Below are 14,304 nucleotides of genomic sequence, written 5' to 3' on the forward strand. Positions count from 1 at the left end.
AGCATTGTCACACGAACAGGAAGTTGCCGTTCGTGATCGTTCCGACGTTGTTGGTGAGATGGATCTGGATATCGCTTCCATCCATGTTGCCGTCGCCGTTGACGTCGATCTGCAACATCGTCTGGCCGCCCGAATTGTCCAGCCGCGCCTGCGACTGACCGGTGGAGGTGAATGGGTCCGAGTCGACGAAGTTGACCGAACTACCGGTGAAGCCGCCGGCACCCACCATGCTGTTGTCGAACACGAAGAAGTCCTGAGCAGCATTGAAGCCGTCGATGGTATCGCTCATCGCGACGTAGGAGTCCGACACGCTGGCGTAGCGGAAATTATCCACGCCGGCGCTCGCCGTCATCATGTCCATGCCGCCACCGCCGGTGACGGTGGTCGTCCCGGTCGCGTTCGCGATGACGATGGTGTCGTTCATGATCGAACCGGTGACATTCTCGACGTTGTTGACGGTGACCGAGTTGAAGATGCCGTTCATGACGAGGGCGTCCGTGCCGGCCCCGAGGTCGACCGTCGTATTCGACAGCGTGCTGTTGACGGTCAGCATATCGTTACCGCCCGATCCGTTGATGACCTGGACGCCCCACAGGTTCGAGAACACATTGGTGGTGCCCTCCAGGTTGAGCGTGTTGTGGGTGCCATCGCCGAGGTTGATCGAGGTGCCGTTCTGGTCGTTGAGCAGTGTCAGCACATCGTCAACTGGATTGATGCCGCCGAAGTCCGAGCCATTGATGAACGACACGTTGCTGACACTCAGGCTGTTGGTGCCGCTGGCGAGGTTCAACATGTTGGCCCCGCCGCCGAGATCAACGGAGAGCCCATTGACCAGCGTCGACAGGCCAACATTGTTGTCGCCGCCGTCGCCAACGAGATTTGCCACGTTGACGAGATTGAGACCGTAGAAGCCTCCGCTACCGTTCAAGCTAACGGTGTTGGTCCCTGCCCCAAGGTCGATGGTGTGACCGAACAGATTGCTGCCGACCGCGAGATAGTCGTCACCGGCCGTTCCGACGATGGGCGCATTGCCGTTCAAGAACAGCCCCGAGATGTCAACCGGCGCGCCTGATGTCCCCGACGACGTCATGACGATCTTGTCGGTGAATTGCATCAGCTCGACGTTGCTGAGCGTGTCGATGCCATCGCGATTGCTGACGAGATCGGTAACCTGGATCTGCCCTCCTGCAAGCGTCAAGAAGCTGTAGTCCGAGTTCTGGCCGGAGAAGATCGCGACGTCACCGCCAGCACCGCCGTCGATGGTGTCGTTGCCCGAGCTGCCGGTTATTTGATCATAGCCGTCTCCGGCATTAATGATGTCGTTGCCACCAGCACCGTTGAAAAACTCATTCGCACTGCTTCCGGTGATCGTGTCGCCGAAATTTGAGCCGGCGACGCTGTTGACACCAGAGAAGTGGTCGGCACCGACGGAGGCCGCATTGCCCGACGCGATTCCGTTCACCATGTCGATGGTCACGCCGGCGGTCGCATTGCCGTACTGGATCTGCGTGAATCCATTGCCGATGATCGTGTCGTCACCGGCAAGGCCCTGGAACGCATTGAACGTTCCGAACAGACCCATGAAGCCGGTGGCATCGTAGGTGTCGCTTCCGTTGCTGCCGACAGCGCTGTTGACGCCCGTGAAGGTGTCGGTGCCAACCGAGGAGTCGCCGGTCGCGGTACCGGCGACCAGATTGATGTTCACGCTGCCGGTGGCGTTGTTGAAGAAGATTTGCGTGCTGCCGTTGCCGATGATGACGTCGTTGCCGCCTTGCCCCTGGAAGGCATTGAAGCCGGCGAACCCGGTCGCATTGTAGGTATCGACGAAATTGCTGCCGTTGGCGCTGTTGACGCCAGTGAAGGTGTCATGTCCGACCGAGGCGTCGCCTGTGGCCGAGCCCGCCTGCAGGTTGATCGTGACGCCCGCCGTCGCATTGGTGAACTGGATGCGGGTGTTGCCGTTGCCGGTGATGACGTCGTCGCCGCCAAGCCCTTCGAACTGGTTGAAGGTGCCGTTGTTGCCCGCGTTGGTGCTGGTGCCGCTGAAGCCGACCGCGTTGAAATTGTCGGCGAAGACGGTGCCCTGGATGCCTTCGATCGACCGCAGCGTGTCGTTGCCGATCGAAGCGTCGCCGGTGGCGGTACCCGCCGCGAGATTGACGGTGACACCGCCGGTCACGAAGTAGATGTTGTTGTAGCTCGCGGTGTCGAAACCGCCGCGACCGTCGATGGAGTCGTCGCCGGCATTGCCGGTGAAGGTGTCGTTGTTGGCACTGCCGCGCAGCGTATCGCTGAACACCGACGCCTGGATTGCGTTGACGCCGGTAAAGGTGTCGTGGCCTGTCGAGGAATCGCCGTCCGCGGTGCCGGTGCCCGGCGTTGCGCCGGTCTGCAAGTCGACGACGACGGCACCGGTCGCATTGGTATAGGCGACGCGCGTATTACCGTTGCCGGTGATGACGTCGGTGCCCCCCATGCCGTTGAACTCGTTGAATGTGCCGTTGGAGCCGGGGTTGACGCCCGAGCCGCTGAAGCCGGCGGCGGTGAACGTATCGTTCGAGTTGCTGCCCCGTACCGACTCGACCGAGATCAGCGTGTCGGTGTCGGTGCCCGTCGTGGTGTTGACCGTCACGGTTCCAGCCGCGAGATTGACCGAGATGCCGGCGGAGGTGATCGTCGGATCGTTGGCGTAATCCGCCCGATCGAAGCCCCCGCGTCCATTGATGATGTCGTTGCCGCCGCGCCCGTCGAAGATCTCGACGGTACCGAACGGATTGCTGCTTCCGAGCAGCGTGTCGACAAACGCAGAGCCGATCACGTTGCCGACACCCGACCCGACGATGGTATCGGTGCCAACGGATGCGTCGCCCGTCGCGGTCTTGGCCATAAGATCGACCGTCACCCCGGCCGTTGCGCTGGCGTACGAAATGCGCGTTAGCGGCGCGCCGGAGGCGTTTGTGCCGGTGATGATCGTATCGTTGCCGCCGAGACCCTCGAACTCGTCGAAGCCGAGCTGCGTACCGGCAATACCGGCGTCGCCGGTGAAGCCGGTAGCATCGAACGTATCGGCGAAATTGCTGCCGGTGATGGCCTCGACATTCACCAGCATGTCGGTGCCGACACCGGCGCCCGTCACCGAACCGGTCGCAAGGCTGACCGTGATGCCACCCGTCGCATCGCTATAGACGGCCCGGTCCAGACCTTGTCCGCCATCGAGCAGGTCGTTGCCGGCAAAACCTTGCAGCTTATCGTTGCCACCAAGCCCGATCAGGGTGTCGGCGTTGGCCGTGCCGAGGAGCGTGTTGGCGTTGCTATCGCCAGTCTGAGAGATGCCCGGCGTGGCGAAGATGAAGTCGCCGTCGACGAGGTTGCCGAGCGCGACATTGGTGAGCGTCAGGCTGTCGCCACCGCCGAAAGTAATGACCGTATCAGCGCCCACTTGCTGGGCGTGCGACTGGATGTCCGCGATGCTCCCGATCGCGCCGGCAACCCCGGTGAGATCAATGCGATCACCCTGCGCGTGAGAGAAATCGGTGATCTGGTCGGCGCCATCATGCACGGCAAAGACAAAGGTATCCGCGCCGGCGTTGCCGGTCAGGATGTCGTTGCCGATCCCGCCATCGATCAGATCGTTGCCGCTGCCGCCATAGATGACGTCATTGCCGCCCTCGCCATAGAGGACATCGTTGCCGCCAAGCGACGGATTGGACAACTGCCCGCCTTCGATCTGGTCGTTGCCATCACCGCCATGGATGACGTCGGAGCCCGCGAAGCCGCGCAGCAGGTTGGCGTTTGCGTTGCCGGTGATGACGTCGTCGAACGCCGTTCCGTTGATGCTGTCGATATTGATCAGGGTATCGGTCCCGACCGACAAATCGCCCACGGCCGTGCCGGTCACGAGGTTGACGACGACACCGCCCATCGCACCGGCATAGTTGGAGAAGTCACCGAACGGAGTCGAGGCGATGCTCTTGCCACCGCCATCGATGATGTCGTTGCCCATGCCGCCGTCGAAGATCTCGTTGTCGGCCGCGCTTCCGGTCAGCACGTCGTCATGCGTCGAGCCGCCGACACCTTCGATGTTGACCAGAGTATCGGTGCCGCCATATCCGTCCGAGGCGACACCCGTGCCGAGATTGACGACGACTCCGGTCGGAGCGTCGCCGTAGTTGGCCATGTCGCCATTGCCCTGAACGTTCGCACCGCCATTGAGGTAATCATTGCCAGCACCGCCGGACAGGAAATCCTGCCCGTTGCCACCGAGCAGGACGTCATCGCCGTCACTGCCGAACAACTGGTCGGTGCCGTCATTGCCGAGGATGGTGTCCTGGCCCGCGCCGCCGGCCAGCGCAAGATTGTCTCCGTTGTCGCCGTTGAGGACGACACCGTTGTTGCCGCTGGCGAACACGAAGTCCGCCGCGGTGAGGTTCGCCAGTGTGACATTGTTCAGCGTCAGGCTGTTGACGGCATCGAACGTGATGACCGTGTTGATGCCGACCTGCGTTGCGTGCGACAGCACGTCGGCGAAGCTCGCGATACCGGTAACGCCGGCGATCTCGATCATGTCGCCCTGGGCGTGGTTGAAATCGTTGATGACGTCGGCATTGCTGAGGCCTGAATAGACGAAGAGGTCCGAGCCGGCACCGCCGGACAGGAAATCATTGCCGAAGTTGCCGTTGAGATAGTCGTTGCCGGCGTTACCGCTGAGGAAATCGTTGCTGACGTTGGAGCCAACGATCGTGTCGTTGAAGTTCGAACCGGCGACGCTGTTCACGCCACCGGTGATGGTGTCGTGACCGACCGACGTATCACCGCTGGCCGTGCCGGCCGACAGGTCAACGACGACCGCGGCGGTGGCATTATTGAAGAAGATCTGCGTGTTGCCATTGCCGGTAATCAGGTCGTCACCGCCCTGGCCCTGGAAAGAGTTGAACGAGAAATTCGGGCCGATGAATCCCGTCGCGTCGTACACGTCGCCAAAATTGCTGCCGTTGGCGCTGTTCACGCCCGAGAGCGTATCATGACCGACCGACGCATCGCCCGAGGCAGTGCCCGCAGTTATGTTGATGGTCACGCCCGCGGTCGCGTTGGTGAACTGGATGCGGGTGTTGCCGTTGCCGGTGACGACGTCATCGCCGCCAAACCCTTCGAACTGGTTGAAGTTGCCGTTGCTGTCGCTCACGTTCAGCACATTAAGCCCACCGTAGCCAGTCGCATTGAACGTATCGGCAAAAGTCGTGCCCTGGATGCCTTCGATCGAGCGCAGTGTGTCCGTGCCGATCGAAGCGTCACCCGTGACCGTGCCCGCCGCAAGATCGACGTTGATGCCGCCGGTCACGAAATAGATGTTGTTGTAGTTCACGGTATCGAAGTTACCGCGGCCATCGATGAAGTCGTTGCCGGCGTTGCCGATGAAACTGTCGTTGGTCGACGCACCCGACATCGTGTCGTCGTACATCGATCCCTGGACCGCGTTCACGCCGCTGAAATGATCGGTTCCGACGGAGCCGTCGGCGCTCGTGGCAAGACCTGTCTGGAGGTCGATCGTGATGCCCGCGGTGGCATTGTTGTAGGACAGGCGCGTGTTGCCGTTTCCGGTGATGAGATCGTCGCCGCCGCCGCCGGTGAACTCGTTGAACGTACCATTCGAACCCGCATTGACGCTGCTAGCGCTGAATCCGGTCGCATCATAGGTGTCGTTGAAGGCCGTACCGCGCACGCCTTCGACCGATCGCAGCGTGTCGGTGCCGACCGTCGCATTGCCGGTGACGATGCCCGCCGCCAGGTTGACCGAGATCGCAGCCGTCACCGCCGTGTCGTTGATGTAGTCGACGCGGTCGAAGCCGCCCCTTCCGTCGATGAAATCGTCGCCGGCACGACCGTCGAAGACCTCGACGGTGCCGAAGGGGTTGCTGCTGCCGAGCAGCGTATCGTTGAAGGCCGAGCCGTTGACGTTTGCGACGCCGGAGCCGACGAATGTGTCGGTGCCGACCGACGCATCGCCGGTCGCGGTCTTGGCCGCGAAGTCCACGGTCACGGCAGCAGTGGCGCTGACATAGGACACGCGCGTGATCGGCGCGCCTGACGCGTTGACATTGCTGATGATGACGTCGTTGCCGCCCTTGCCCTCGAACTCATTGAAGCCGATCGGCGTGCCCGGCGTCAGCGCATCGCCGGCAAAGCCGGACGAATTGTACGTATCGGCGAAATTGCTGCCGACGACGCCTTCGATGCCGACGAGCGTATCGGTGCCGACGCCGGCGCCGGTCACCCAGCCGCCCGCCATGTTGACGGTGATCGCGCCGGTCGCATCCGTATAGACCGCGCGGTCAAAATTCGCGCCGCCGTCGAGCAGGTCGGCGCCGCCGCCGCCCTGGAGCCGGTCGTTGCCCGCGAGGCCAAGAACCGTGTCGGAATTGGCCGTGCCCGGCGGCAGCGTGTTGTTGTTGGCATCGCCGGTGATGGTCGTGCCTTGCGTGCCGAAGATGAAGTCAGCGGCCGTGAGATTGCCGAGCGTGACGCCCTGGAGCGTCAGAATGTCGGTCGCACTGAAGGTGATGACGGTATTGCCGCCCACCTGCTGCGCATGCGCGACCACGTCGGCGAGGCTGTAGACGCCGTTGGCACCGGCGATCCCGGTGAGATCGATCTTGTCGCCCTGCGCCTGCGAAAAATCGGTGATGAGATCAGCACCGCTCCCGGTGACATAGGCGAAGGTATCGGCGCCGGCACCGCCGGTGAGGGCATCGGTCAGCTTGCCGCCACGGATGACGTCGTTGAAGCCGGATCCAACGACGGCGTTGACGCCGCCGTTGATGGTGTCGTGTCCGACCGAGGAGTCGCCGCTGACAGCTCCGAAAGCAAGATCGACAGTGACGCCTGCGGTCGCATTGTTGAAGAAGATTTGCGTGATGCCATTGCCGGTGATGACGTCGTCGCCGCCCTGGCCCTGGAAGCTGTTGAAGCCGACGAATCCGGTCGCATCGTATGCGTCGGCAAAGTTGCTGCCGGTGGCACTGTTGACGCCTGTGAACGTGTCGTGCCCAACCGAGCCGTCGCCCGTGGCCGAGCCTGCCTTCAAGTTGATCGTCACGCCGCCGGTCGCGTTCCCGTAAAGCAGCCGGGTGCTGCCGTTACCCGTAATGACGTCGTCGCCGCCCTGGCCCTCAAACTGGTTGAAGGTTCCATTGCTGCCGGCGTTGGTGCTGCCGCTGCCGAAGCCCGTCGCGACGTAGGTGTCCGCGAAGATCGTGCCCTGGACGCCCTCGATCGAACGCAGCGTATCGGTCCCGGTGGACGCGTCGCCGGTCACCGTTCCGCTCGCCATGTCCACGCTGATGCCGCCGGTCGTGTAGGTCAGGTTGCTGTATTGGGCAGTGTCGAAGCCGCCGCGGCCGTCGATGAAATCGTTGCCGGCGAGAGCCTGGAACTGCTCGTTGGCACCGCTGCCCGAGAGGGTGTCGGCGAACAGCGAGCCCAGCACCGCGTTGACGCCGGTGAAGGTGTCGGTGCCGACCTGCGCGACGTCGCCGCCGGCCGTGCCATGTGATGTGCCCGCAGCAATGTCGACGGTGACGCCGTCCAGCGCCTGCGTGAACTGCAGCCGCGTGTTGCCGTTACCGGTGATGGTGTCGTCGCCGCCCATGCCTTCGAAATTATTGAAGGTGTTGAACGAGCCGGCGTTGATGCTCGCGCCACTGAATCCGGTCGCGTCGTAACTGTCGACAAAATTGGTGCCGCGCACGGCCTCGACCGAACGCAGCGTGTCCGTGCCGATCGAGGCATCGCCGGTCACGGTACCGGCGGCGAGATTGACCGTGATGCCCGAAATCGTCGCGGAATCCTGGTTGTAGGACGCAAAATCATAGCCGCCGCGACCATCAATCAGGTCGTTGCCGCCGCGCGCGTCGTACTGCTCATAGGTCCCGTTGGCGTTGTCGGTGCCGCGCAGCGTGTCGTCATAGGCCGAGCCGACGATGGCGTTGACGTTGGTAAACGTGTCGTGGCCGACCGAGGCGTCGCCGTCCGCGGTCCCCGCGGCGAGATCCACCGTCACCGCCGCCGTCGCGCTGACATAGGAAATCCGGCCCAGGATCTGTCCAGACGCATTGACCGAGCCGGTGATCGCGTCATTGCCGGCGCCGCCCTCGAACTCGGCGAGGCCAACCGCTGCACCGGGAATCCCGCTCGCACCGGTGAATCCTGTCGCGTTGAACGCATCGGCAAAATTGCTGCCGACGATGCCCTCGACATTGACGAGCATATCCGTTCCGACGCCCGGTCCGAACACCGTGCCCGCGGTCAGATTGACGGTGATGCCCCCGGTCGCATCGCTATAGATGGCGCGATCAAAGCCCTGCCCGCCGTCGAGGAGGTCGCTGCCGCCAAGGCCCTGGAGTCGGTCGTTGCCGTCAAGGCCGCTGATGGTGTCGGCATTGACAGTACCGAGAAGCGTATTCGGATTGTTGTCGCCGACGATGGTCTGACCGATCGTCCCGAACACGAAATCGCTGGCGACGAGGTTGCCCGAAAACACGTTCTGGAGCGTGAGCGTGTCGCCCGGCCCGAAGCTGATGACCGTGTTCGGTCCCATCTGGGTAAGATGGGACTGGAGGTCTGCCAGGCTATAGATGCCGTAGATGCCGGTGAGATCGATCTTGTCGCCCTGGCTGTGGTTGAAATCGCCGACCGTGTCAAAGCCATAGCCGGTCGCGTAGACGAATGTATCACCCCCCAGGCCGCCGCTGAGGAAATCGCTTCCGGCGCGGCCGTCGAGGACGTCGTTGCCGCCGCTGCCGGAGAGACCGTCGTTGCTGGCGGACCCGATAATCGTGTCGTTGAAGTTCGATCCGGCGACGTTGAAAACGCCGCCCGTGATGGTGTCATGGCCGACCGACGCGTCGCCGTCGGCGGTCCCCGCCGTGAGGTTGACGGTCACACTGTTCGTCGCACTACCGTACTGGATCTGCGTGTTGCCGTTGCCGGTAATGACGTCGTTGCCGCCGTTGCCCGAAAACGAATTGAAGGTCCCGTTCAGACCGTTGAATCCGGTCGCGTCGTAGACGTCGGCGAAATTGCTGCCCGAGGCACTATTCACACCGCTGAAGGCGTCGTGGCCGACGGATGCATCCCCGCTGGCCGTGCCGGCGGCGAGGTTGACAGTGACGCCTCCCGTAGCGTTGTTGAACTGGACTTGGGTGTTGCCGTTGCCGGTGATGACGTCGTTGCCGCCCTGCCCCTGGAACGAGTTGAACGTGCCGTTCGGGCTGTTAAAGCCCGCCGCGTTATAGGTGTCGACGAAGTTGCTGCCGGTGGCGCTGTTGACGCCGCTGAACGTGTCGTGCCCGGCCGACGCGTCGCCGGTGGCTGAACCGGTGACCAGATTGATGGTCACGCCGGCTGTCGAATTGCCATAGAGCAGCCGGGTGTTGCCGTTGCCGATGATGGTGTCGTCGCCGCCGAGGCCCTCGAACTGATTGAACGTGCCGTTGTTGCCGAAGTTCGGACCGGTCACGCCGTACATGGTCGCATTGTAGGTATCGGCGAAGCTGGTGCCCTGGACACCTTCAATCGAGCGCAGGGTGTCGTGGCCGCTCGAAGCGTCGCCATCGACGGTGCCGCCGGCCATGTTGACGGTGATGCCGCCGGTCGTGAAGAAGATGTTGTTGTAGGACGAAACGTCGAAGCCGTTGCCGCCATCGATGGAGTCGTCGCCGGCGAGGCCGGTGAAGGTGTCGTTGGTGTTCCCGCCGATCAGGGTGTCGTTGAACATCGACGCCTGGACGGCGTTGACGCCGGTGAAGTGGTCGGTGCCGACGGACGAGTCGCCGGTAGCAATGCCAGTGGTGAAGTTGACAGTAACGCCGGCGGTCGCATTGTTGAATCCGAGCCGTGTGAAGCCATTACCGGTGATGATGTCGTCGCCGCCGTTGCCGGTGAATTCGTTGAACGTGCCGAGCGAGCCGGCATTGACGCTGCCGGCGCCGAATCCGGTGGCATTGTAGGTGTCGGCGAAGTTGGTGCCGCGAACGGCTTCGACTCCGCGGAGCGTATCCGTTCCAATGCTGGAGTCGCCGGTCACGATGCCGGCGGCCATGTTGACGGTGATTCCGCTCGTCGTGGACGGATCCACGTTGTAATCGACGCGATCGAAGCCGCCACGGCCGTCGATGAGATCATTGCCCGCGAAACCCGAGAACACCTCGGCGCTGAAATTCGGGTTGTTGGTGCCCTTGAGCACGTCGTCGAACGCTGAGCCCCAGGCGCCGATGAAGCCGGAGCCGATCAGGGTGTCGTGGCCGACCGACAAATCACCGTCCGCGGTTCCGGCGGAGAGGTCGACCGTTACGGCACCGGTCGCGCTGACATAGGACACGCGGGTGAGCTCGGCGCCCTGGCTGTTGCTGTTGCTGTAGATGACGTCGTCGCCGCCCTTGCCTTCGAACTCGTTGAAGCCGATCGGCGTGCCCGGAACGTTCGAATCGCCGGTGAATCCCCTGGCATCGAGCGTGTCTGCGAAATTGCTGCCGACCACAGCCTCGATGTTGACCAGCGTATCGGTGTCGACGCCCGGCCCGGACACCGTACCCGCGGCAAGATTCGCGGTGATGCCGCCGGTCGCGTCAGTGTAGATCCCGCGGTCAAAACCCTGGCCGCCGTCGAGAAGGTCGTTGCCAGCGCCGCCGGTCAGGTAATCCTTACCCGCACCGCCATAGAGGAAATCGTTGCCGGCACCGCCGCCGATATGGTCGTTGCCGTCGAGGCCGTCGATGGAATCGCTGCCATTGCCGCCGGTGAGCACGTCGTCGCCGAGCGTGCCGAGCTGCGCACCGTCGACGTCGCCGACGACGGCGTTGTCAACTTGATCCTGGAGATGATCGACAAAGGTGCTTTGCAGATCGGCGACCTGCGCGGCATTGTTGAAGTCCGTGCTTGCCAACTGGTCCGCGGCCGCGCCCTGCGCGACCTGACCGGCCTGGGCCAGTTCGGTGAGGTCGGTTGCAGACTGGATGCTGCCGTTTGCTGCCGCGACGACGTCGACGACCGTCGAGATGGCGGCTGCGCTGACGCCGGAGCCTGCGACAACGCTGTGCACGGTATCGGCCGAGCTCAGATCGAAGGCTGGCGTATGGACCGGATCGGCCTGAGCCGCCGTGATGGCGTCCGCGATCGCCGTCATGACCGTGTCGGGCGAACCGCCGACCGCGGATACCTGCGTGACCGTGCTCTGGACCTGGATCGCGGCCGACAGGACCGCCGTCGCCGCGGCGATGTCGTCCGGATCGGTTCCGTTGACGACGGCCGCGACCGGATCGAAGGTCTTCAGGTCGATCGTGGAGTCCAGACCGAACGCGGTCTTGACCGCGATCTCCGCGTCCGCCGCGCTCAGCGGCGTGGGGTCGCTCGCGGTCGAATCCACCAGCGCCGAGATCAGCGTGGTGAGCGGCGTGATGACGGTCGATCCGGCGGGGGCTTTCAGCACGCCGGTCACCGCAAGCCCGGTCGATACGTCCGTGCCGCCGATGCTGACGAGCGTACCGCTGCCGCCGACGAGCGCAAAGCTTCCGTCCGCGTTGGTAGTCGTGTGGGCTTCGCCCGCGTCGAACTGGCCGTTGTAGTTCGCGTCGGCAAATACGGTGGCGCCGGCGATGTAGCCGTCGATCTCCTGGCCGGTGATGACGGGCACGGTCGCGCTCGCCAATACGTCCACGGATATGTCGGTCACCGGGCTGCTTGCCTGATGGACGCCATCATTCGAGATTGCACTGACGTGAAGCGTGAGCAGGCCGGGCAGAACGGCAGGGTCCGGAATCAGCGCGAGGTCGCTGTGCTGCAGATCGGCGGCCGACAGCCCCCATACGCCTTCGTCGATCGCGGCCCCGTAGTTCAGTGTGAAACCGGACGGCAGGCCGGTGATCTTCACGAGCAACGTACTGCTGGTGTCGATCAGGGCGGCGGAGATCGACAGCGGAATGAGAGTATCGCTGGCGCCGGACGTATGGTCGACGACAGACAGGCTCGGCGCATCCTGCGCGCCGTGGATCGTGAAGCTGATGTCCTTGGAGGTACCGTCGACGGACTTGACGGTGAAGGTCTCCACCTTGGTGTCGGTGGCGCTGAGATATTGGGTAGCTGCGTTGTCGACGGAATAGGTATAGTGACCATCCGCGGCCAGCGTCAGCGAACCAAGCGTGCCATTCGCTGGCTGCACCGTGGTCTGGAACGCGCTCTGGTTTTGGTCGGGATCGTTGATCGACAACACGCCCGAAGCGGTCAGGCTGCCGTCTTCCGTGACGTCGTGCTGGGCGGGATCTCCGATCGTTGCGGCATCATTCACGCCGTGGATGGTGAACGTCACGTCCTTGGTCGTGCCGTCCTTGGCCTTGACCGTGAAGGTCTCGTTGCGGGTCTCGCCGGCGCCGAGATATTGGACGAGGCTGTTATCGACAGAATAGGTGTAGGCGCCGCCGGCCGTGATCGTCAGCGTCCCGAGATTGCCAGGCGCCGACACGACACCGGTCTGGAACGAGTTCTGGTTCTGGTCGGCATCGTTGATCGACAGCACGCCGGACGCGGCCATGTTGCCGTCTTCCGTGACGTCATGCTGGGCGGGATCGGCGATATCAGCGGCGTCGTTCACGCCGTGGATGGTGAACGTGACGTCCTTGGTCGTATCGTCCTTGGCCTTGATCGTGAAGGTCTCGTTGCGGGTCTCGCCATCGCCGAGATATTGGACGAGGCCATTGTCGACGGAATAGGAGTAGGCGCCGCCAGCCGTGATCGTCAGCGTCCCGAGATTCCCAGGCGCCGACACGATACCGGTCTGGAACGAGTTTTGGTTCTGGTCGACGTCGTTGATCGACAGCGTTCCCGACGCCGTCAGATTGCCGTCCTCGGTGACGTCGTGCTGGGCCGGATTTCCGATCGCCGCCGCGTCGTTGACACCCGTGATGTTCACCACGATATCATGCGTGGCGGAGCCGTCGGCCGACGCGACTGTCAAGGTATCGGTGACATTCTGACCCGCGATGAGCGAATCCGACTTCGCGGGATCGAGCGTATAGGTCCAGGCGCCGGACGTTGGATCGAAGGTGAAATTGCCATAGGTGCCGGCCAGTGAAGCCGGGGTAGCGAAGTGGTTCTGGCCGGTGTCGACGTCATGGACCACAAGCTGGCCCGATGCGCTGGGATCTCCGCCAACGGCGTTGGCAACGCCACCGGCCTCAGTTACCGCGGTATCCTGGCTGCCCGACACCGTGATCGCGGCCGGGTCATTGCTGCCGGTAATCGTAACCTTGAGCGTCGACGAACCCGTCCCACCGTTGTTGTCGGCATTGGTGTAGGTGAACTGGTCCGTCACCTGCTGGCCTGCGGCGAGTGCTTGAACCGATGCGCTGGAATTGTTGAGCGTATAGGTGTAAGCGCCGGTCGCCTTGGTGACGACCAACGTTCCATAGGCGGTGACGACGGTGATCGTTGTGCCGTTGTCCGTGCCTCCCGCCACAGCCGATACGGTGTGGGTATCGCCGGCATCGGCGTCTGTGTCGTTTGCGAGCAGGTTACCGCTCGCAGCCGTAGTCACGTCTTCCGCGACGGAGGCGAGATCCGCGACGGCGACCGGCGCATGATTCGTCGCCCCTTCGATGACAACCTCGACCTTCTCGATCGAGACGATGGAAAGGTTGACGCTCGTGAACGCGTAGTCCGCGCTGCCGTGGCGCGCGATGAGTGCTTGGATCGCCGCAAGGTCGGATCGGAATGAAGTCGAGTTCGCGAACGCTTGCGTAACGACCAGGCGGAGCGTGTCCTGTCCCTTGCCGCCGTCATAGATGTCGACGGAGCCAACGTTGTCTGAAACGCGGTAGATCAGAATATCGTTGCCATTTTCGCCGCTGACAATGTCGGTACCCGCGCCGCCGTCGATGATGTCATCGCCGTTTCCGCCACAGATCAGGTCGTTGCCGGTTCCACCAAGGAGGGTATCGTTGCCATTGCCGCCGAGGATGATGTCGTTGCCGGCGCCGCCGTCGACGGTGTCGTTGCCATTGCCGGCGTCGACGAAGTCGTTGCCCGCACCGGCGTTTATGCTGTCGTTGCCATTGCCACCCAGAACGAGGTCATTGCCTGCCCCGGCGTTGACGGCGTCGTCGCCATTCATTGCGTTGATTGCGTCAGCCGAGTTGGTGCCGGCGATCTGATCGTTTCCGTTGGTGCCGTTGATGATCATGGCGGTTCATCTCTCTTGATGGGCAGCAGGCATGGCTCGCGAGCGCGCGTGAGCGGCTCGCGTGGTGCGGATGGTGA

Annotated in this window: 1 protein-coding gene; it reads right to left on the reverse strand. The window is 63.1% G+C overall.

Going from position 1 to position 14,304, the window contains the following annotated elements; translation table 11 throughout:
- Nucleotides 1-7: 7 nt before the first annotated feature.
- Complete coding sequence (locus tag KUF59_RS34700; protein WP_258767705.1) at nt 8-14,227, reverse strand: VCBS domain-containing protein; 14,220 nt, start codon at nt 14,225-14,227, stop codon at nt 8-10.
- Nucleotides 14,228-14,304 lie beyond the last annotated feature (77 nt).

Origin of the sequence: Bradyrhizobium arachidis, from assembly GCF_024758505.1 — a bacterium.
GTDB lineage: Bacteria > Pseudomonadota > Alphaproteobacteria > Rhizobiales > Xanthobacteraceae > Bradyrhizobium > Bradyrhizobium manausense_C.

What these genes read in the sequence shown, in the direction of transcription:
- KUF59_RS34700 (WP_258767705.1), bottom strand. Translation starts at nt 14,227, where the DNA reads ATGATCATCAACGGCACCAACGGAAACGATCAGATCGCCGGCACCAAC.